The 19,799-nt window shown below is 64.3% G+C and carries 19 protein-coding genes; 11 read left to right on the top strand and 8 right to left on the bottom strand.

The features are described 5' to 3' along the window. Positions 1-604: 604 nt before the first annotated feature. From AC4BCK_RS11070 to AC4BCK_RS11060, 3 genes are all read right to left on the bottom strand, one after another. Positions 605-1,258: a hypothetical protein gene (locus AC4BCK_RS11070; protein ID WP_174181153.1), complete on the bottom strand. Its 654-nt coding sequence runs from the start codon at positions 1,256-1,258 to the stop codon at positions 605-607. Beyond that, complete coding sequence (locus AC4BCK_RS11065; protein WP_174181151.1) at positions 1,255-1,860, bottom strand: RNA polymerase sigma factor; 606 nt, start codon at positions 1,858-1,860, stop codon at positions 1,255-1,257. The genes AC4BCK_RS11070 and AC4BCK_RS11065 overlap by 4 nt, the downstream gene beginning before the upstream one ends. Positions 1,861-2,115: 255 nt before the next feature. Further along, positions 2,116-2,844, bottom strand: coding sequence for a hypothetical protein (locus AC4BCK_RS11060; RefSeq protein WP_490565926.1), 729 nt, complete (start codon positions 2,842-2,844; stop codon positions 2,116-2,118). Positions 2,845-3,212: 368 nt separating this feature from the next. On the opposite strand from AC4BCK_RS11060, the gene AC4BCK_RS11055 reads away from it, so the two are divergent. Both AC4BCK_RS11055 and AC4BCK_RS11050 read left to right on the top strand, forming a co-directional pair. Continuing rightward, positions 3,213-3,752, top strand: coding sequence for a PadR family transcriptional regulator (locus AC4BCK_RS11055; protein WP_490565925.1), 540 nt, complete (start codon positions 3,213-3,215; stop codon positions 3,750-3,752). Between the two features lie 5 nt (positions 3,753-3,757). After that, complete coding sequence (locus AC4BCK_RS11050; protein WP_363936117.1) at positions 3,758-5,470, top strand: ABC1 kinase family protein; 1,713 nt, start codon at positions 3,758-3,760, stop codon at positions 5,468-5,470. Positions 5,471-5,510: 40 nt separating this feature from the next. Here the strand turns inward: AC4BCK_RS11050 and AC4BCK_RS11045 are convergent, their stop codons facing one another. Beyond that, positions 5,511-5,903, bottom strand: coding sequence for a DUF2177 family protein (locus AC4BCK_RS11045; RefSeq protein WP_104185968.1), 393 nt, complete (start codon positions 5,901-5,903; stop codon positions 5,511-5,513). Here AC4BCK_RS11045 and AC4BCK_RS11040 point away from each other — a divergent pair. After that, entirely contained in the window at positions 5,896-6,669 is a 774-nt protein-coding gene (locus AC4BCK_RS11040) for a lipoate--protein ligase family protein (protein ID WP_490565924.1), read from the top strand. The genes AC4BCK_RS11045 and AC4BCK_RS11040 overlap by 8 nt on opposite strands. Positions 6,670-6,737: 68 nt before the next feature. Here AC4BCK_RS11040 and AC4BCK_RS11035 read toward each other — a convergent pair whose 3' ends face one another. Next, positions 6,738-6,995, bottom strand: coding sequence for a mycoredoxin (locus AC4BCK_RS11035; RefSeq protein ID WP_363959448.1), 258 nt, complete (start codon positions 6,993-6,995; stop codon positions 6,738-6,740). Positions 6,996-7,143: 148 nt separating this feature from the next. On the opposite strand from AC4BCK_RS11035, the gene AC4BCK_RS11030 reads away from it, so the two are divergent. Next, complete coding sequence (locus AC4BCK_RS11030) at positions 7,144-7,887, top strand: SOS response-associated peptidase (protein WP_490566908.1); 744 nt, start codon at positions 7,144-7,146, stop codon at positions 7,885-7,887. 45 nt (positions 7,888-7,932) lie between these two features. Here AC4BCK_RS11030 and AC4BCK_RS11025 read toward each other — a convergent pair whose 3' ends face one another. Next, positions 7,933-8,355, bottom strand: coding sequence for a VOC family protein (locus tag AC4BCK_RS11025; RefSeq protein WP_174181140.1), 423 nt, complete (start codon positions 8,353-8,355; stop codon positions 7,933-7,935). A gap of 19 nt (positions 8,356-8,374) precedes the next feature. Between AC4BCK_RS11025 and AC4BCK_RS11020 the strand changes: the two genes are divergently transcribed. Next, the gene (locus tag AC4BCK_RS11020) at positions 8,375-8,695 is read left to right on the top strand and encodes a chorismate mutase (protein WP_102975683.1); all 321 of its coding nucleotides are present in this window, start codon (positions 8,375-8,377) and stop codon (positions 8,693-8,695) included. A 21-nt stretch (positions 8,696-8,716) separates the two neighbouring features. On the opposite strand, the gene AC4BCK_RS11015 is transcribed toward AC4BCK_RS11020, so the two are convergent. Continuing rightward, entirely contained in the window at positions 8,717-9,106 is a 390-nt protein-coding gene (locus AC4BCK_RS11015) for a hypothetical protein (protein ID WP_174181138.1), read from the bottom strand. Between the two features lie 161 nt (positions 9,107-9,267). Here AC4BCK_RS11015 and AC4BCK_RS11010 point away from each other — a divergent pair, with 161 nt between their 5' ends. From AC4BCK_RS11010 to pdxS, 6 genes are all read left to right on the top strand, one after another. After that, entirely contained in the window at positions 9,268-9,600 is a 333-nt protein-coding gene (locus AC4BCK_RS11010; RefSeq protein ID WP_174181136.1) for a DUF6504 family protein, read from the top strand. Continuing rightward, positions 9,597-13,085, top strand: coding sequence for a DNA polymerase III subunit alpha (locus AC4BCK_RS11005; protein WP_490565923.1), 3,489 nt, complete (start codon positions 9,597-9,599; stop codon positions 13,083-13,085). The genes AC4BCK_RS11010 and AC4BCK_RS11005 overlap by 4 nt, the downstream gene beginning before the upstream one ends. A 116-nt stretch (positions 13,086-13,201) precedes the next feature. Then, entirely contained in the window at positions 13,202-15,211 is a 2,010-nt protein-coding gene (gene thrS, locus AC4BCK_RS11000) for a threonine--tRNA ligase (protein WP_251425550.1), read from the top strand. A 17-nt stretch (positions 15,212-15,228) separates the two neighbouring features. Beyond that, positions 15,229-15,816: an HIT family protein gene (locus AC4BCK_RS10995; RefSeq protein WP_174181130.1), complete on the top strand. Its 588-nt coding sequence runs from the start codon at positions 15,229-15,231 to the stop codon at positions 15,814-15,816. Continuing rightward, entirely contained in the window at positions 15,806-16,429 is a 624-nt protein-coding gene (pgsA, locus tag AC4BCK_RS10990) for a phosphatidylinositol phosphate synthase (RefSeq protein ID WP_174181128.1), read from the top strand. The genes AC4BCK_RS10995 and pgsA overlap by 11 nt, the downstream gene beginning before the upstream one ends. Before the next feature lie 145 nt (positions 16,430-16,574). Continuing rightward, positions 16,575-17,501, top strand: coding sequence for a pyridoxal 5'-phosphate synthase lyase subunit PdxS (pdxS, locus tag AC4BCK_RS10985; protein WP_174181126.1), 927 nt, complete (start codon positions 16,575-16,577; stop codon positions 17,499-17,501). A gap of 265 nt (positions 17,502-17,766) precedes the next feature. On the opposite strand, the gene AC4BCK_RS10980 is transcribed toward pdxS, so the two are convergent. Further along, positions 17,767-19,779 (bottom strand): M3 family metallopeptidase, encoded by a 2,013-nt coding sequence (locus AC4BCK_RS10980; protein WP_310112685.1) that lies wholly within the window; start codon positions 19,777-19,779, stop codon positions 17,767-17,769. Positions 19,780-19,799 lie beyond the last annotated feature (20 nt).

Below are 19,799 nucleotides of genomic sequence, written 5' to 3'. Positions count from 1 at the left end.
GGCAGTCGATGGCGGTCTTTTCGGAGCGTTACCTCGCCTGTTCAGGGATGCTGGCCGCCTGAGGGAGCTTGGGACACTCCGGGATCGCGGGCAACCGGCGGTTCGGGATCGTTGCCTTCCGTGTGAAGTTCGTCGGCGAAGACAGAAATGAACTGGGCAGATCACCAGAGCCTGTCCAGCGTGGTGGTCGCAAGACGGTCCCATCGATCAGCGCCTCGAGTGCCTGATCACGTGAGGTCGGAAAGCTCCCTCTCCGGATATTCCGTGAGCAACAGGGTGGACGCCGGCGGCCAGAAGATCCGCCTGTTTTCGATGAGTGGACCGATGCCGGTTGAGCTACCGGGTAGCCAATAAGTTCCGTCGTGGGCTGCTTCGAGGTGTCCCATAACTAATGATTAGTATGCCGAATAAGCCCGCAGGTTTTGAGGCATAGTTATAAGAATCGCCGACCGGGAGGAAGCCGCGGGATATCGCCCGAATTAGGGTCTTGCCGGCTTGGCCTTTTCGACGGGCGTGAGCCGCCACGTAAGACAAGGGTCACGAGACGATGTGATGTGCTGTGTGTGGATTATTCTCCTATGGCACTTACTTGGGGGGTGAGTATCTACTTCTCGAGGACGGGGATACCGAGTCGGGAGCAGACATCCGCAGGACCCGGTATCACTGCGACTGTGTTGTCGACTACGCAGGCCCTGAGTTCAGGCACAAAGTGCCCAGGGCCAAAGGTGTTGGGGAAAGCCGTGCCGGGGTTGCCTTGAGCATCCGTTACGGTCCCTGTCGGGGCGGGAGCCGGGGCAGGCTCTTGGTAATCCGGAGGAATAAGGTCATCGGTGATCCCTCCCGGGTTCATCAGTCCCTGGTCCCAGTTGAAAGCGCAAAGGCCGATCGGATCGCTAATCTGCTTCTTTCCTGCGTTTGGGTCCCCCTGCAGGGCTTCGGCGTCATAATTGAAACCCTCATCCATAGCCCCGGCAAGGAGATAGGGTTCCATCCTGTTTCCGGGGGAATGAGGAGATGGGTAGGTGGCGGTGAGGTCTGCGCGGTAGTAGCACCGGATGTCCCGTTTGTCCTCAACCGGAGCGAAGGCCACGTACGCCACTGCCGCCGTCGAGCCCGCCAACGCGAGGCCGGCCAGGGACAACGCCATCGGTCGGCGCCACCACGGCCTGCGACGGGACTGCGCAGCCGCTTCCCTAACCACCGCGTCCCGCACAGCCTGCCGTGTTTCGGCCGGATAGTGGATGTCTGAAAGTTTCATGACTGCCTCGATTCCACAGGATTGTTCTGCTCGGCCAAGAGCAAGGGTGAGGCCACCGCGGCGGCCCGCAACTTTGTTTTCGCACGGTTCACACGGGACCGGATAGTGCCAACGCGGACCTGAAGGGCCTCCGCCGCCTCAAGGTAGGAGTAGCCGTTGACAGTGCACAGCAACAACGCGTCCCGTTCACCGCGTGTGAGGTTCCCGGCGCCGTCCAGCAGTTCCTTCACGAGGTTTTCGGCGTCGACCCGGTCTGCGATTGAAGACGAATGATCGGGTTCCACAGCAGCGTGTGGCAGCTGCCTGAGGAACTGCTCGTGGCGGCGCACAGACCGGGCTCGGTTCCGTACTGAGTTGGTAGCCACGCCCAGAAGCCAAGGAAGGATTGACTTCCGTTCCAGCGTGAGCCGGGTGCGCTGCCGCCACGCCTCGAGGAACGTGACAGAGACGATGTCTTCGGCATCCTGCCATGACCCGGTCCGGCTCAGGCAGTACCGGAAGACAGCATCTGCATGGCGGTCAAACAGCCCGCCTAGCGCGTCTGCGTCTCCCTGTCTGCACCTATCCCACAGTTCCGCATCTGTTTCCCCCAGCTGTTCCATACCTAATAGTGTCCGGGAGTCCCCAGAAAGTTCCCCGCCCACCACGACGGAGTCCTCCTCTGCCAGATCGTCACAAGGGAGTCAGTCCGAATGTCGCTGACGAACTATGAGAGTTATCTCCCATCCATCCGAGGTGTCCCTCAACCCATATGCCTCGAAACACTAGGGTCTCGAGACTCTGAGGCTAGGAGACACCCAGATGGGCTTAGAGAAGGAGTCGGCGCCAGCGGGCGGATCGAGTACCGTATCAGCCGGTTACTTGTCGGACCTGAACACGATCGAGTCGAAGACGGCGCCTGCCTCCCTCGTCAGCTCCGGATTGATCGACTCGTGGAACTGGACCACCCAGATCACGCTGCGCTGGCCGTTCATGTCGACCACCCGGTAGGTTTCGCGTTCAGCGGCGCTGGAGTACCAGCGTGTGCATTCGTTTGAGAGTGATGAGTGGACACAGAACTTGTCGCGGTCGCAGGCTGTTATGTCCACGTCGCCCTCGACCGAGTGGTCGAACTCGAAGCCGGAGTAATCGCCCGGCAAGACCTCGACGGGAGGAGTACTCACCGTTGACGTTTGAGCCCTTACCGCGTCGACGAAGGCCTGAGCCGACGGATCGACTTTGACGAGCGCGTCCTGCCAGGCGCATGCGTCTGTCGGCACATAATGGGCGGGCCACCAACCTACGAAGACCCCCCATTCATCCGGGTGATCCGGGTCGTCCTTGGCCAGGCCTTCGCCGTCGGTAACCGACCAGCCATCTGGGACGGTGATCTGGAAAGGCGCCGTGAAGCCGGTGGCGAGGACGAGGTATGTGCCGGCAGCGATGTCACCATTCTCCGGCAGCGGTGAGACCCTACGAGTGTCGTCACCCTCTGGCGTCGGCGGAACGGTGCGAGACTCCGTAGTCGAAGTACTGGCGGACGGGAGGGAGACGCCGTCGGACTCATACTGGCACCCGCCGAGGAATCCAATCAGTGCGATAGCCACCAGGGGCAGGAGATGGCACGGCCGCTGAGCGGCCTTTGGGAGGGGTGCCATGGAGCTCATCGATCCACCAAGCCGCTGCAGGGTAACTGTGAGGCCCCGCAGCCGGGTGGCCCCGCGGGCGGTCCGGGATGGGATGCCGTCGCCCCAAGTCTCCTCCGGCGCAGAACCCGTGACAATGAAGGGTTGTACGGAAATCAGTTTCGATTAATGCAATTACCAGACATGGCAGGCGCGTGCACCCGGTCACCGATCCGAAGCACCTCTCAGCGTTCCCAGAACGCCGCCATATGGCGGCAACTCCTGCGGGCCCGATGGATGTATCGTTGAGTATCGTTGTATATCGTTGGCGGTTTACAGAGGAGATCATCATGCGTGGTTCATACCCGGCAGCCGGATTCGGCGGGAGCAACATCGACGGCATGTGGCAGGCCGTCGAGGAGCTGCGCTCCCGGTTCGAAAAACGCGCCGGAACCCGTGCCGGCAAGGGCGAGGTGAGGTCGGCAGTGCTGGCGCTTCTTGCTGAGCGGCCGATGCACGGCTACCAGATCATCCGCGAGATCGAGGAGCGTAGCGGCGGCAGCTGGAAGCCGAGCACCGGTTCCGTCTACCCCACCCTGCAACTGCTCGCGGACGAGGGCAGCATCAGCGCCGAGGAGTCCAACGGCCGCAAGATCTATTCGCTGACCGAGGCCGGCCGGGAGGAAGTTGCGCAGGACCGCGGGGCAACGCCCTGGGACACGCCGGGCTCGCACGCCGGCAGCTTTGGATCCCTGCCCAAAGCGGGGGTGGAGCTCGCGCAGGCTGCAGCCCAGGTGGGCCGCACGGGCTCGCCGGACCAGGTGCAGCAGGCCGTGGCGGTACTCGACGACGCACGGCGCCGGCTCTACGCGATCCTCGCCCAGGATTGACCCGGGTGGCGTCTGTCCGCCTGCATCGTGCCGCTCCGGCCGCGGGCGCCGGGGACACCCGTGCCCGCTACCGCCGGATCCTGCGCTTTGCCGCCTGGAACCTGGCGGTGACGTGGTGGTTTGAACTGTTCCTTCCGCGGATCGGACTTGCCCGGGTGGCGGAGCGTACGCGGCCGCGGAGGATGCAGCGCTTCGCCCGGCGCTTCCATGGCCTGGCCGTGGAGCTGGGCGGCCTGATGATCAAGGTGGGACAGTTCCTTTCCTCCAGGCTCGATATCCTGCCGCCGGAGATCACCAGGGAGCTTGAAGGCCTCCAGGACGAGGTGCCGCCCGTTCCGTTTCCTGCGATCCGCGCTTTGGCCGAGGAGGAGTTGGGCGCTCCGCTGGACCAGGTATTCGCTTTCGTGGAGGAGGTACCGATCGCTGCCGCGTCGCTGGGGCAGGCGCACCGGGCACGCCTTCGTTCAACCGATGCGGCCGACACCGGGTTCACCGATGTGGTGCTCAAGGTGCAGCGTCCGGGCATTGAGGCGATTGTAGACGTCGACCTTGCAGCCCTGCGCAAGGTAGGCGGCTGGCTCAGCCGCATTCGCCTGGTGTCCCGCCGCGCCAATATGCCGGCCCTGGTGGAGGAGTTTGCGCAGACCAGCTTCGAGGAGATCGACTACCTGCACGAGGCGGCGAATTCCGAACGCTTCGCCGCCGATTTTTCCGACGACGGCAGGGTCTGCGTGCCCGGCATTGCCTGGGAGCGGAGCACCCGCCGCGTGCTCACCCTTGAAGACGTCACGGCCATCAAGATCACGGAGGCAGGGGCGCTCAGGGCGGCGGGCATCGACCCGGCCGAGGTGGCTCCTGTGTTCGCCGCCGTTATGTTCGACCAGATGTTCACCAATGGCTTCTTCCACGCCGACCCACACCCCGGGAATATCTTCGTCACCCCCGTCGCGGCAGCGGCCGGCGACCGCCCGTGGAAGCTGACGTTCATCGATTTCGGCATGATGGGAGAAATAACCGCCTCCACCCGCAGCGGACTCCGGAAATTGCTGATTGCGGCCGCCGCGCGTGACGGCAGTGGGCTGGTGGCGGCGATCAACGACGTCGGCGTGCTGGCGCCGTCAGCCGACACAGTGGAGATGGAACGCGCCATGACGCACCTCTTCGCCCGCTTCGGCGGGATGGGCTTCGCCGAGCTCCGGGAAGTGGATCCGAGGGAGTTCCGTGACTTCGCGGTGGAATTCGGCGACGTTGTCCGCTCGCTGCCGTTCCAGCTCCCGGAAAACTTCCTGCTCATCATCCGGGCGATGTCGCTGACCTCGGGGGTGTGCTCCTCGCTCGATGAGCGCTTCAACCTCTGGGATTCCGTGGAACCGTATGCTGCCCGGCTCCTGCGCGACGAGCGCGGCAACATCGTGGAGGACGTGGCACAGCAGGCCCTCGACGCCGCGGCAACCGCGCTGCGCCTGCCGAAACGCCTGGATGCGCTGGCCGGCCGGCTCGAGGAAGGTTCGCTCGCCGTCGCAAATCCCCGCCTTGAACGGCGCATCGCCCGGCTGGACCGCTCCACCCGGCGCTCTGCTTCCGCCCTGGTATTTGCCGCCCTGCTCATCGCCGGCGCCATCGTGCGGGCTGACGACGCCGTCCTGGGCGGCATCCTTATGGCCGGTTCAGTGGTTCCGTTGCTGCATGGCCTCTGGGCAGGCCGGCGCGGCCTCTGACAGCGAAGTGCCCAGGCCGCAGCCGTTGCCGGCGCGGGCGTCAGGTGCGGGCGTGGAAAACCAGCCAGCCCGCGAGCGTTGACAGGCCAGTCAGCACGGCGCCCCACAGCATGTCCACGACAATCAGCTGCAGCGGCCACACTTTGAGGGTGGCTGCGTTGGTGAGGTCATAGGTGGCGTAGGCGAAGGCGCCCAGCGCCGCGCCGTAACCCAGGGCAGCCAGCCAGCTGCCGCCGTCGAGCGCGGGCCGGAGGGCAAAGAACACAATTCCGGCGATGTAAATGACGTAGAACGCCACGGCGTAACCTAGGTGTGGTTTGTCCGCCAGCAGTTCGCCGATGTGGCTGCGGTAAAAGGGGTTCATCAGCTTGAGCCAGATGGCGTCGATCGCTGCGAAGGCGGCGGCGACAACGAGGAATTGCAGAATGACCATAAGGGAGCTTAGCAATATGAACGACGGCGGTCCGGGGCCCCGCACCCTGACAGTGGTGCGGCAGGAAAAGACGCTGGGCGCCGGCCGGGACCTGGAGTTCGGCCTGGAATTGCTGGCCAGGGCCAAAAGCGGGGACATCGGTCCCACGCTGCGTCTGTACCGGCCCGCCCCCACGGTCGCGTTCGGCCAGCGTGACACCCGCCTGCCGGGATTCGACGCCGCTGCGAAGGCATGCCGTGCCAACGGCTTCGAACCCCTGGTCCGCCGGGCAGGGGGACGGGCGGCCGCCTATCACGAGGGAACCCTGGTGGTGGACCACATTGAACCCGATCCGGACGCCATCGCCGGTTCCAAAACCAGGTTCGGGTACTTCGGGGAACTGTTTGCGGACGCCCTCCGCCGTGTCGGCGTGCAGGCGGCTGTAGGCGAGATTCCGGGGGAATACTGCCCCGGGGAGTTCAGCGTGCACGGCACGGACCCGTCTGACGGCGCGCACCGGGTGAAACTGGTGGGCACCGCCCAGCGGGTGGTGGCCGGCGGGTGGCTGTTCAGTTCGGTGATCGTGGTGGAAAACTCAGCGCCAATCCGCAAAGTGCTGACCGACAGCTACGCAGCCCTGGGGCTGGACTGGGACCCTGCCACGGCAGGGGCGGTGGACGACCTTGTGCCTGGTGTGGACGTCGCAGCGGTGGAGGATGCCCTTCTGTCCGTGTACGCGGATCATGCCACCCTCAAAACCGCTGTATTCAGCAGCCTTGGGGCATAACCGGCCCATTGACTGCCAGGCAGCGCAACGGGACCAACAGTGGAAATGCCGGTCCCGTTGTGAAAGGGCTAGGCTGCGAGGCGCTGCTTGACCTCGGCGGCTGACGGGTTGGTGGCAGAAGTGCCGTCCGGGAAGAGGACGGTGGGCACAGTCTGGTTTCCACCGTTCAGCTGCTCCACGAGTTCGGCGGTGCCTTCCACTTCCTCGATGTTGATCTCGGTGTAGCCGATGCCTTGGGCGTCAAGCTGCTTCTTCAGCCGGTTGCAGTAGCCGCACCAGGTGGTGGAAAACATGGTGATAGTGCCGGATTCGGGAGTGAAGTCCACGGAGCTCTCCTCTGTGCTTGATAACGGTTTCGTTCCTGTAACGGTAGCGTGCAGTCCGGTATTCCCCCGCTTCCGGGCCGGCCGCACCCCCGCGGATGACAGCTCCTGCCGCCGATGGCATGCTGGAGCCATGTGTGGACGTTACGTGATGGCACGCGCCGTGGGGGACCTCCTTGCCGAGTTCGACGCCGAACTTGAGGACGAGGTCAGCATCCCGCCGTCGTGGAATGTGGCGCCGACGGACCCGGTCCCCATCGTCCTGGAACGCCTGGTGGACGGCGAGTCCGGGAACAGGCACGTCCGCCAGCTCCACGCCGCCCGCTGGGGACTGGTCCCGTCCTGGGCCAAGGACCCTGGCATCGGCTCGCGGATGATCAACGCCCGCAGCGAGTCCGTCCTTGAGAAACCGGCGTTCCGGAAAGCCATGCAGTCCCGCCGTTGCGCTGTCCCGGCAGACGGCTACTACGAGTGGAAGCAGGGGCCCGGAAAGTCCAAGCAGCCGTACTACGTGCACCCGGGCGTTGGCCATGGCCTGGTGTTCGCGGGGCTCTATGAGTGGTGGAAGGATCCCTCCTGGCCGGCAGGGGAGCCGGGCGGGTGGCTGCTCTCAACGTCCATCCTGACCACGGACACGCCCCCGCCGGGCAGCGAGTCCACGGTGTTCGGCAAACTCACGGCACTCCATGACCGGGTACCCCTTCCCATGGACAAAGCCACGATGCAGACCTGGCTGGACCCCCAGGCCGACGATCCGGCCGGACTCGTGGACCTGGTACGGGCAGGGGTCAAGGACGTAGCCGCCGACTGGCAGGTGGAATCCGTAGGGAAAGAGGTCGGCAACGTCAGGAACAACGGGCCGGAACTGATCCGGCCCGTTGAAGCGCTCTTCTAGCAGCCGGCCCTGTGAGCAGCCCGGGCCAAATCCTGGGGGGGAGGGCTAAACGGTGACCGCGCCGTCGTCGTCCACTGCCCAGGTGGGGTTGTACGCCACCTCCCAGCGGAAACCGTCCGGGTCCGCGAAGTAGCCGCTGTAGCCGCCCCACGGCTGGGTGATGGGCTCGGCAATGATCTCCGCTCCCGCGGCGGCGGCCTCCTCCATAACGCGGTCCACGTCCTCCGTGCCGGGAAGGTTGTGGCTCAGCGTGATGCAGGGGACAGCTCCGGACGCGGTGACACCGGCGTCGGCCTGCATCTGGCGCACGTCCCACAGGGACAGCACCAGCCCGTGGTTCACCTGGATGAACACCACGTCGCCGGGAACTTCCCGGTGGACAGGCCAGCCAAGCCCGTCAACATAAAAAGCCCGGGACGCGGCAACACTGCGGACGCCCAGCGAAATGAAGTCGACTCTTGGCTGCATGCTTCGATACTGTCAGACGATGGCGACAATTCAAGGAAACGATAGAGATGCTTTGGCCGACAAGGAACAGCTCGCTGCCGTCCGTGTTGCTGTTGACGAGGTGGATGACCAGATTGTCACCCTCATCGCCCGCCGCGAACGGCTAATCCGCATCGCCGGAACACTCAAGGGTGACGACGCCGAAGTCCGCGCCCCTGGCCGGGTGGAGCGGATCATTGAACACGTCCGCTCAGCCGCGGAAAAGAAGGACATCGACCCGGACATCGTCGAGTCCACGTACAGGGCCATGATCTCCGGGTTCATCGAACTGGAACTGAAGGTCCACAAAGAGAACAGCTGACCTCCCGCCCTGCGGGCCTGGTTACAGGTGTTCCTCCACGGGAACGCCGTGCTGGTATTCCCTGCCCTCCGCCTCGCTGAAGGCTGACATGAGGTGTCCCTTGCCCAGGCCGTTCAGGGCGGCAAGGGGAAAGCTGCCGGTGATGGTGTTCTCTGAATGGGTTACCCCGGACAGGTCGTAGTCCTCCTCGACTCCCTGTTCGCGGTTAAAGGAATAGAAGGCAATGGCCTTCCCGTTCATGAACTCAATACACAGCCTCCGCTGCGAGGAATAGTCGGGGGTGGCCCCCATCAGCCCCACCACGTAGGCGCCGGAATCCGGGATGGTGCCGTCTATATCGAACGTGGCCACCACGGTGGAATCCTGGGCTGTGATGCTTGCCTGCTTCAGAAGTGCGTCTTGGGTTTTCATGGCACAATCCTGCTCCCTGCCGATCGGTCCGTCCACCCTTCCCGGCCAATCTCTTTGTCCCTCCCGCAGCCCATCTATGCTCCCGTTCAGGGCAGGGGTAGACTGGTTCTATTCGAATATGTGTTCGAATACTTTCAGCTACATCCACTCGGGGAGGGTCCATGGGTATGTTCAGCGAATCCGTGGACGTCGACTGCACTGCGGGCGGCGAACCCATCGGCCTGCTGTGGGCTGGACGGTCCTATGCAGTCTGCGCGGAACCGGTGCGCTGGTACGAGCGCCGGCAATGGTGGGCTGAAGAAACCCGCGCACCGCTGGGCAGTGGCCCCGGAGTGGTGGACCATGAGATCTGGCGGGTCCAGGTGTTGCCTTCCGCACCGGTGCGGGGTGCCCAAGCCGCTGAGCCGCTGACCCTCGACCTCACCCGGCATATCCGCAGCGGCAGGTGGCGGCTCCTGCGCATCCATGACGCACTCCGGCCCAGGACAGCATGAGTTTCACCCATCTTCACGTTTCCACAGCATTCAGCGCCCACTACGGCGTTTCCTGGCCCGAGGAACTGGCGCAGGCAGCAGCCGCTGACGGCGCAACCGCGCTCGCCTGTACGGACAGGGACGGGTTGTACGGGACCATCAAGCACCTCAAGGCGTGCATGGCAGCGGGCATCGATCCCATCGTTGGGGTTGACCTTGCGGTATTCGACGACGACGGCGACCACCGCACGCAGCTGGCGGGCAGGGTGGTGGTACTGGCCCGGGGCCACAACAACGGGTCAGGCTACCGCGCCCTGTGCAGGCTGATTTCCGATGCCCACGCCCGCACCACGGGAAAAGCCGGTGGAACTGTCCCGGTGGCCGTCACCCGGGCCGAGCTGGCGTCCCGCACCCTCGATCCGCAAACCCTGAAACCGGTATTGACTGTCCTGCTGGGGCCTGATTCCGACGTCGGACGGGCCATGGGAGGGCGCCGTTACCTTCGCCCCCGCACACTATTCAAGCAATGGCTGGATGCAATGCCCCCAGGCACGCTGGTGGCCGAGATCGTGACGCAGCTCAGCGCTCCGGGAAAGCCGTTGAGTACCGCCCACGCGGTCCGGATGCTCAAGCTTGCCGAAGAGCATCAGGTTCCGGCTGTCCTGACCAACGCAGCCAGGTACTGCGCCGCAGACGGCGCGCCCACCGCCGATGTGCTCGACTCAGCCCGCACCCTGAAATCCCTTCCCGAACTTGCGGATGAACCGCTGCTGCAGCCAACCGGGCAGGGGTGGCTGAAATCCTCCCCGGAAATGCTCCGGCTGGGCAAGGAGATCATTTCAGCGGCAGGATATGGTGCCGCGGACCTGAAACAGCTGATGGCGCAGACCGAGGCGCTCGCGGACCGCTGCCGAATTGATCCGGAAACGGACATGGGCTGGAAGCAGCCGGTTGTGCCCGAAGCCTCAGCCCTGGGGATCAGCCAGGATCCACACGTTGAACTGGTGCAACGGTGCCAGGCCGGTATCAGCCGCCGCTTTCCGGGGATCAACGGTGCTGCCGGAGAGAAGATGCGATCCCGGCTGGACCATGAACTGGGCATCATCCGCAACCTCGGTTTTTCCTCCTATTTCCTGACAGTTGCAGAAGTGTCACGAATGATCCAGGAGATGGGGGTGCGTGCGGCAGCCAGGGGATCAGGCGCCTCCAGCCTGGTCAATTACCTGATTGATGTCAGCCAGGTGAACCCCCTGCAGCACGACCTCATCTTTGAACGGTTCCTGTCGCGGGACCGGGCCACCCTTCCGGACATCGATATTGACGTTGAAAGCGCTGAGCGGCACAACGTCTACCACCGCATTTTCAAGCGTTTCGGGTCCGAACGGGTCACCCTGATGAGCATGCAGAACGGTTACCGGGCCAGGGGTGCCGTGCGGGATGCCGGCATGGCGCTGGGCATGGACGGCGACGAGGTGGGGGAGATCGCCAAGCAGCTGTGGCGTTTCTCAGCCCGGAAATTCCGTGATGCCCTGCAGGAAAAGCCTGAACTCCGGGAATTTGCCGGCCGGGTGGAACAACGGGAAGTGGACGGCAACCAACAGCTTGACCTGCTGGTTGACCTGACGGAACGGCTTGACCGGCTGCCCCGCCATATTTCCATGCATCCGTGTGGCGTCATCCTCGGTGACGCCACCCTCCTGGACCGCACCCCGGTGCAGCCCAGCGGGCTGGGCCTGCCCATGAGCCAGTTCGATAAGCACGACATGGATCCCATGGGCATGCTCAAACTGGACGTCCTGGGAGTCCGCATGCAGAGCGCCATGGCGTTTGCCGTCCGTGAGGTCATCCGCATCCACCCGTCCAAGGAGGAGGTGGTGGCCGCCGGCCGGCATCCGTCAGGTCCGGGCGGAAGCGGTCCTGACTACATTGCGGAGAACGGCCATATCGACCTGAACGCCGTTCCCCTTGATGACAAGGCCACATTTGAACTCATCAGAAGCACCCACACCCTGGGCTGTTTCCAGATTGAATCACCCGGCCAGCGGGAACTGATCGGCAAGATGGCCCCCCGTGAGTTCAACGACCTCATCATCGACATCTCCCTGTTCCGCCCGGGCCCCATGAAGTCGGACATGGTCCGGCCCTTCCTGGAACACCGTCACGGCTTCGCGCCCGAGGTCTATCCTCATCCTGACCTGAAACCGGTGCTGGCGGAAACCCATGGCGTCACCGTCTTCCACGAACAGATACTGCGGACCTTTGATGTCATGACCGGCTGCGGCCTGGCACGGGCCGACGAATTCCGCCGCGCCCTGGGAAACGAGGCACTCGAACTGGGAGTGGAGGAATTCTTCCGCACAGCGGCCAGGAAAAAGGGGTACCAGCCGGAGGTAGTGGACAACGTCTGGGGAACGCTGAAGGCCTTCGGAAGCTTCGGATTCTGCAAAGCCCACGGCGCCGCCTTTGCCGTGCCCACCTACCAGTCTGCCTGGCTGAAGGCCCATCATCCTGAAGCATTCCTTGCCGGGCTGTGGGAGCACGATCCTGGCATGTACCCCAAGCGGCTGCTGGTGGCGGAAGCCCGGCGGCTTGGCATCCCCATCCTTCCCCTGGACATCAACCGCAGCAAGGGCGAATACCGGGTGGAAAGGATTGAAGCCGGCAAGGACGCAGGAAAACTGGGTATCAGGCTGAGCCTCAACGGCATCTACGGGCTGTCCGCAACGGAGCTCAAGCGGATCGTTGCGGGCCAGCCCTACGACTCGCTGGCGGACCTGAGGGCACGGTCCCGGGTCAGCAAGCCCAACATCAAGAGATTGGCCCAGCTGGGGGCATTTGATTCGCTTCACCGTGAGGCGGGCGGCACGGCCAACCGCGCCGATCTTGTCCACCACCTGCAGCAGCTCCAGGGTTCCGGCAGCGGGCGGAAAGGCGTGGAAGTCCTTGAGGGGCAGCTGTCCCTTCCCCTGGGTGATGTTGAGCTTCGCAATGTTAAGCCGGGACTGCCGGTGCCTTCCCTGGTGGAAAACGTCCGTGCCGAACTGGACCTGATGGCAGTTGATGTCAGCAGCCACCTGATGGACAGCCACCGGCCAATGCTGGACAGGCTGGGCGTCATCACGGCGGACAAACTCCTTGGCCTGCGCAACGGGACGGAAGTCCTGGTGGCCGGGGTGCGGGTGGCAACCCAGACGCCGCCCATGCGGGGCGGGAGGCGGGTGGTCTTCATCAGTATCGACGACGGCACCGGCTGCATAGATTCGGTCTTTTTCCACGAGGCCCAGGAAAAAGCAGGAATGCTCCTGTTCGGCACCAGGCTGCTGCTGATCCGAGGGACCACCAGGCGGACCGGACCGCGGGGAATCAGCCTGAGCGCCAGCATGGCCTGGGACCTTGGCAGGACAGAGACACTGCCGTTCCCGGATTCCCGTCCGCAGGAACCAGAGGTCCGGCACCCGCTGGATGGAGTTACCAGGAGCCTCGCCATCACGGGATTCAGCGGCTGACCCTTCCGTGCGCCGCGTTGGTCGGGCCCCAACGGAACCGATAGCATTGACGATGGCTGGCTGTGGTCCCCGTATGCCACAAGCTATGAAGCCTCAACTTTGAATAGGAGACACCCGTGTCAGATGCCCAGCAGATCACCCTTCTCGTCGATGGCGAAGAGACCAAGGTGACTACCGGGACAACCGGTGCGGAACTCTTCTTTGAGCGCCGTGATGTTGTTGTAGCCCGCGTCAACGGAGAACTGAAGGACCTTGACCAGGAGCTCCCGGAAGGCGCCGACGTCGAAGGCGTCACCATTGACTCGCCTGACGGCCTTAACGTCCTCCGCCACTCCACTGCCCACGTCATGGCCCAGGCTGTCCAGCAGCTGCGTCCCGACGCCAAGCTGGGCATCGGCCCGTACATCACTGACGGGTTCTACTTCGACTTCGATGTCGCCGAACCGTTCACTCCCGAGGACCTCAAGACCCTCGAGAAGATGATGCAAAAAATCATCAACCAGAACCAGAAGTTCGTCCGCCGCGTGGTCAACGAGGACGAAGCCCGCGAAGCCATGAAGAACGAGCCCTACAAGCTTGAACTGCTGGGCAAGAAAAACGAGGCCGCAGAGGCCGGCGAAGGCGTGAACGTCGAGGTCGGCGCGGGCGATATCACCATCTACGACAACGTTGAGCGCAAGGAAGGGACCACCGTCTGGTGCGATCTCTGCCGCGGCCCGCATCTGCCCAACACCAAGCTCATCTCCAACGCCTTTGCCCTCACCCGCTCGTCCTCCGCGTACTGGCTGGGCAACCAGAAAAACCAGCAGCTGCAGCGCATCTATGGCACGGCCTGGCCCACCAAGGACGCCCTCAAGGCCTACCAGGAACGCATCGCGGAGGCCGAACGCCGCGACCACCGCAAGCTCGGCTCGGAACTGGACCTCTTCTCCTTCCCGGATGAACTCGGCTCAGGCCTCCCCGTCTTCCACCCCAAGGGCGGCATCATCCGCAAGGAGATGGAGGATTACTCCCGCCAGCGCCACGTCGAGGCCGGCTACGAGTTCGTCTACACCCCTCACATCACCAAGGGGCATCTGTACGAGGTCTCAGGGCACCTGGACTGGTACAAGGACGGCATGTTCCCGGCCATGCGCGTGGATGAGGAACTCAACGCAGACGGTACAGTCCGGAAGCCTGCCCAGGACTACTACCTGAAGCCGATGAACTGCCCCATGCACAACCTGATCTTCCGTTCCCGCGGACGGTCCTACCGTGAGCTGCCGCTGCGGCTCTTCGAATTCGGCGCTGTCTACCGCTACGAAAAGTCCGGCGTGGTGCACGGCCTGACCCGCGTGCGTGGCATGACACAGGACGACGCCCACATCTACTGCACCCGCGAGCAGATGAAGGACGAACTGACCAAGACGCTGACGTTCGTCCTCGACCTGCTCAAGGACTACGGCCTGAACGACTTCTACCTGGAGCTCTCCACCAAGGACCCGGAGAAGTTCGTCGGCGAGGACGCGGCCTGGGAAGAAGCTACACGTACCCTCGCCGAGGTTGCTGAGGAATCCGGCCTGGAACTGGTCGCGGATCCGGGCGGGGCCGCCTTCTACGGCCCCAAGATCTCCGTGCAGGCGAAGGACGCCCTTGGCCGCACCTGGCAGATGTCCACCATCCAGCTGGACTTCAACCTGCCCGAACGGTTCGAACTCGAATTCCAGGCCGCTGACGGCAGCCGCCAGCGGCCCGTGATGATCCACCGTGCCCTGTTCGGATCGATCGAGCGCTTCATTGGCGTGCTCACCGAGCACTACGCCGGCGCCTTCCCCGCATGGCTGGCACCGGTCCAGGTGGTGGGCATTCCGGTGGCGGAGACCTTCAACGAGTACATGTTCGACGTCGTGGACCAGCTGAAGGCGGCAGGCATCCGCGCGGAAGTGGACACCTCCTCGGACCGCTTCCCCAAGAAGATCCGCACGGCCAGCAAGGACAAGATTCCGTTCGTGCTGATTGCCGGCGGCGACGATGCCGAAGCAGGCGCCGTCTCGTTCCGCTTCCGCGATGGAAGCCAGGACAACGGCGTGCCTGTGGCCGAGGCCGTCAAGCGGATCACGGAAGCCGTCCGTAACCGGACCAGCTAGCGGAACGGAACAGCACCGTGCAGGAGAACACAGGCGCAGGGTATCCAGGAGATGCCGGCGTTACCGACGACTTTGACCTCGCCGGTGTTCCGGACGCCTTCCAGCGCCTGTGGACTCCGCACCGCATGGCGTACATCAAGGGCGGGCAGCACCAGTTCAAGAACGAGAACGACTGCCCGTTCTGCATCGGTCCCGGACGTACTGATGAGGAAGCCCTCATCGTCCACCGTGGAAAGACCTGCTACGTGGTGCTCAACCTGTTTCCCTACAACCCCGGGCATCTCCTGGTTTGCCCCTACCGGCACATCCCCGACTACACCGACCTGACACTCGATGAGACGGCGGAGTTTGCGGACCTCACGCAGACAGCCATGCGGGTGCTGCGGAAGGTGGCCAATCCGGGCGGCTTCAATCTGGGCATGAACCAGGGGGTTGTCGGCGGTGCCGGTATTGCCGCGCACCTGCACCAGCACATCGTTCCCCGGTGGGGCGGCGACGGGAACTTCTTCCCCATCATCGCCCAGACCAAGGCCATCACGCAGACCCTTGACGAGGTCCGCCAGCAGGTGGCCGACGCCTGGCCCGGGGAGACGGATGCTGAATAGGCACGCGCGCGGGTTTTTCACCGCCTTGTTCAGCCCCCTTGCCCGCTGGCTCCTCAAAATCGGGATTTCGCCGGATGCGGTAACGGTCATCGGCACCGCCGGAGTGGTGGTGGGCGCGCTGGTGTTCTACCCGCTCGGCCAGCTGTGGTGGGGAACCCTGTTCATCACGGCGTTCATCTTTTCCGACGTCCTGGACGGAATCATGGCCAGGATGCGGGAGGTGGGAAGCCGCTGGGGGAACTTCCTTGACTCCACCCTCGACCGGATTGCCGACGGCGCGCTGTTCGCCGGCCTGGCCGTCTGGTTCTTCACCGGCGGGGCCAATGTCCCCATCGCCGTGGCTGCCATGGTGTGCCTTGTCCTGGGCATGGTGGTTTCCTACGCCCGCGCCAAGGCGGAGTCGTTGGGCTTCACCGCCAATACCGGCATCGCCGAGAGGGCGGAGCGCCTCGTTTCGGTGCTGGTTGTCACCGGTTTCACCGGCCTGGGACTTCCGGAGGTGGTCCTGCTGGTGACGCTCCTGCTCCTCGCCGTGGCCAGCTTCATCACGGTGGTCCAGCGTGTGGTCTCCGTACGCCGCCAGGCCCTTGCGGAACCCTCGCCGGCCGATTAACGCGAATTAAGCCGGCCGGCCGCGGTGAGACTAGTATTAGGACTGCCCGGTCAATGGATCCGGCAACCCGGTGTGTGTACACGTGGCATCTCCGTGCCGCCCTGCACGACCGGCGAAGGTCATCTATCTACCCATAGGGGTTTTTGTGTCTACACCTGATGTAAGCAGCGAGGCCGGTACGTCCGCGAACAGCGTCACGGGCAGCAACCGCGTAAAGCGGGGCATGGCTGAGATGCTCAAGGGCGGCGTCATCATGGACGTCGTCAACGTCGAGCAGGCCCGCATCGCCGAAGACGCCGGTGCCGTTGCTGTGATGGCGCTGGAACGCGTTCCGGCCGATATCCGCGCCCAGGGCGGCGTGTCCCGCATGTCCGACCCCGACATGATCGACAAGATCATCGACGCCGTGTCCGTGCCGGTCATGGCGAAGGCCCGGATCGGCCACTTCGTCGAGGCCCAGGTCCTGCAGTCCCTCGGCGTGGACTACATTGACGAGTCCGAGGTCCTGACCCCGGCCGACTACACCAACCACATCGACAAGTGGAACTTCACCGTTCCCTTCGTCTGCGGTGCCACCAACCTCGGTGAGGCGCTGCGCCGCATCAACGAAGGCGCGGCCATGATCCGCTCCAAGGGCGAGGCCGGCACCGGCGACGTCTCCAACGCCACCACGCACATGCGCCAGATCCGTGCGGAACTGCTCAAGCTCGCGGCCCTGCCCGAGGACGAGCTCTACGTGGCAGCCAAGGAACTGCAGGCCCCGTACGAACTGGTCAAGGAAGTAGCCTCCACCGGCAAGCTTCCCGTGGTCCTGTTCACCGCCGGCGGCATCGCCACCCCGGCCGACGCCGCCATGATGATGCAGCTCGGCGCCGACGGCGTGTTCGTCGGCTCCGGCATCTTCAAGTCCGGCAACCCCGCCCAGCGCGCGGCCGCCGTCGTCAAGGCCACCACCTTCTACGACGACCCCGACGTCATCGCCAAGGCCTCCCGCGGCCTGGGCGAAGCCATGGTAGGCATCAATGTCGACGAGATCCCGCAGCCGCACCGCCTTGCCGAGCGCGGCTGGTAAATCTCTCTCCGTTGTGGCGCCGGACGGCGCGATCCTCTGCGTGCTATTCCCCGCCTCCCGCTGCCGCCATACTGGCGCTAGTTGGGGGCGGGGCTCCTTTTACGCACGCTGCCGGACCGCACCGCCCGTCGCCTTGCTTTCAGTAGTAACGACGCCGGTTCCTCACCTTTCTTCGGTGGGGGACCGGCGTCGTTTTTTGAATCGAATGCTCCGTAAATGTCGTTATCTGGCCTCAGAACGGCAGGTACGGAGCAATCGATGTGGGCTACTCCAGGCCGCGGCGCTTCAGGAGGGGCTCCAGCGTGGCTTCGCGGCCCCGAAGGATGCGGAACGATTCCAGCGGGTCGCGGCTGTTGCCCCGCGAGAGGAGCTCCAGGCGGAAACGGTTGCCGTTGGCCCGGGTGAGTCCGCCGTTCTCGGTGAACCAGTCCACCGTCTCCGCATCCAGGACCTCGCTCCAAATGTAGGAGTAGTAGCCGGCCGCATACCCTGCACCGGCAAAAACATGCTGGAAATAGCCCGTCCGGTAGCGCGGCGGAATCAAGGCGTGGGCGATGCCCGCGGCGGCCAGGGCTTTGTCTTCAAACGCAACAGCATCCTCTGGAACCCCGTTGCCGTCCAGGACGTGCCAGGCCAGGTCCAGCAGCGCTGCTCCCAGGTACTCGGTGGTGGCAAACCCTTCGCCCCACAGCCGTGACGCGTCCAGTTTCGAAACGACCTCCTGCGGAAGCGGTTCGCCCGTCACATGATGGCGCGCATAATTGTGCAACACGTCGGGCCACATGATCCACATCTCGTTGACCTGGGACGGGTATTCCACGAAGTCCCTGGGGACGGAAGTTCCGGAAAACCGGGGATAGGTCACATTGGACAACAACCCGTGCAGCGCGTGGCCGAACTCATGGAAGGTGGTCCGCAGCTCGTCCAGCGTCAGGAGCGTCGGTTCGCCCGCAGTCGGCTTGGAGATGTTGAGATTGTTGATGACCACCGGCTTTGTTCCCAGCAGCGCAGACTGTTCCACCAGCGAGTTCATCCAGGCGCCACCCCGCTTGGACTCACGGGTGTAGTAGTCACCCAGGAACAGCCCGAGCCCCATGCCGTCCTCGTCGCGGACCTCCCAGATACGGACGTCGGGGTGGTAGCCGGCAAGGTCCTTCCGCTCGTGGAATGTGATGCCGAAGAGCGATGTTGCGGCAAAGAAGACCCCGTCCGCCAGCACCCGGTCCAGCTCGAAATAGGGACGGAGTGCCTGTTCGTCAATGTCGTAGCGTTCCCGCCGGACCTTGGCGGAGTAGAAGGCCCAGTCCCAGGCCTCCAGCGGATGGCCCGCGGCCTCGGCCAGTGCCGAGGCCTCGGCGTCGGCGTTCCGCACCGCCGCCGGAGCCATGCGGTTCAGCATGGACTGGACGGCCCCGAAGTCCGGGGCTGTCTGCCGGTCCACCACCAGTTCGGCGTAGTTGGCAAAGCCCAGAAGCGCCGCCTTTTCCGCGCGGAGCCGGGCCATTGACGTGGCTAAATCCAGCACGTCGAGGCTGCCGCCCCCGCTGCCCCGGGCCACGGATGCTTCAAACAGCCGACGGCGGACTCCGCGGTTCTCGAGGGCGGACAGGGCAGGCTGGTTGGTCGGCTGGATCAGTGTCAGCAGGAATTTGCCGTCATGTCCGGCGGCGCGGGCGGCCTCCGCGGCAGCGGCAACGTCGTCGGCCGGCAGTCCTGCCAGCTCGCCTGCGTGGTCCAGCAGCAGGGCAGCGGATTTCATTCCTTCCTTGACGCGCTGTCCGAATTCGGTGCCCAGGCGGGAGAGCTCGGCGTTAACCTCCTTGAGCCTTTCCCGGGCAGGGCCTTCCAGCTGGATGCCGGACTGCCGGAATTCCTTCAGGTACTCATCAACAAGCCGCGCGGACTCGGCATCACAGCCGGCGGTGTCGATGGCGGCGAAGCGCTCGTACAGTGCCCGGTTGAGGAAAACGTCGTCCTGGTGCGCAGAGAGCAGCGGCGACAGCGCCGTTTCCAGGTCCCGGATCTCCGGGGATGCATCGGCCGAAACGAGCGTGAAGAAGGACGCAGCGGCCCGGTCCAGAAGCCTGCCGGAGCGTTCCATCGCCACTGCCGTGTTCTCGAACGTGGCAGGGGCCGTGTCATCAACGATGGCCTGGAGCTCAGCCAGGTGCTCGTGGAGACCTGCCCGGACGGCGTCGTCATAATCGGCGGTGCTGATCTCCGCGAAGGGCGGAAGTCCGTAGGGCAGGGGACTGGGTGCCAAAAGGGGGTTGGTCATGAAGTAAAACCTTTCACAGC

This window comes from Pseudarthrobacter sp. As-47, assembly GCF_058215595.1.
Note: the sequence above shows the minus strand (reverse complement) of the source record. Positions and strands in the feature narration are given on the sequence as shown.

Coding starts and splice junctions, on each gene's coding strand:
- AC4BCK_RS11070 (WP_174181153.1), bottom strand. CDS start 1,258: ATGAAACTTTCAGACATCCACTATCCGGCCGAAACACGGCAGGCTGTG.
- AC4BCK_RS11065 (WP_174181151.1), bottom strand. CDS start 1,860: ATGGAACAGCTGGGGGAAACAGATGCGGAACTGTGGGATAGGTGCAGA.
- AC4BCK_RS11055 (WP_490565925.1), top strand. CDS start 3,213: ATGCGTGGTTCATACCCGGCAGCCGGATTCGGCGGGAGCAACATCGAC.
- AC4BCK_RS11040 (WP_490565924.1), top strand. CDS start 5,896: ATGACCATAAGGGAGCTTAGCAATATGAACGACGGCGGTCCGGGGCCC.
- AC4BCK_RS11045 (WP_104185968.1), bottom strand. CDS start 5,903: ATGGTCATTCTGCAATTCCTCGTTGTCGCCGCCGCCTTCGCAGCGATC.
- AC4BCK_RS11030 (WP_490566908.1), top strand. CDS start 7,144: ATGGCACGCGCCGTGGGGGACCTCCTTGCCGAGTTCGACGCCGAACTT.
- AC4BCK_RS11025 (WP_174181140.1), bottom strand. CDS start 8,355: ATGCAGCCAAGAGTCGACTTCATTTCGCTGGGCGTCCGCAGTGTTGCC.
- AC4BCK_RS11020 (WP_102975683.1), top strand. CDS start 8,375: ATGGCGACAATTCAAGGAAACGATAGAGATGCTTTGGCCGACAAGGAA.
- AC4BCK_RS11015 (WP_174181138.1), bottom strand. CDS start 9,106: ATGAAAACCCAAGACGCACTTCTGAAGCAGGCAAGCATCACAGCCCAG.
- AC4BCK_RS11010 (WP_174181136.1), top strand. CDS start 9,268: ATGGGTATGTTCAGCGAATCCGTGGACGTCGACTGCACTGCGGGCGGC.
- AC4BCK_RS11005 (WP_490565923.1), top strand. CDS start 9,597: ATGAGTTTCACCCATCTTCACGTTTCCACAGCATTCAGCGCCCACTAC.
- pgsA (WP_174181128.1), top strand. CDS start 15,806: ATGCTGAATAGGCACGCGCGCGGGTTTTTCACCGCCTTGTTCAGCCCC.
- AC4BCK_RS10980 (WP_310112685.1), bottom strand. CDS start 19,779: ATGACCAACCCCCTTTTGGCACCCAGTCCCCTGCCCTACGGACTTCCG.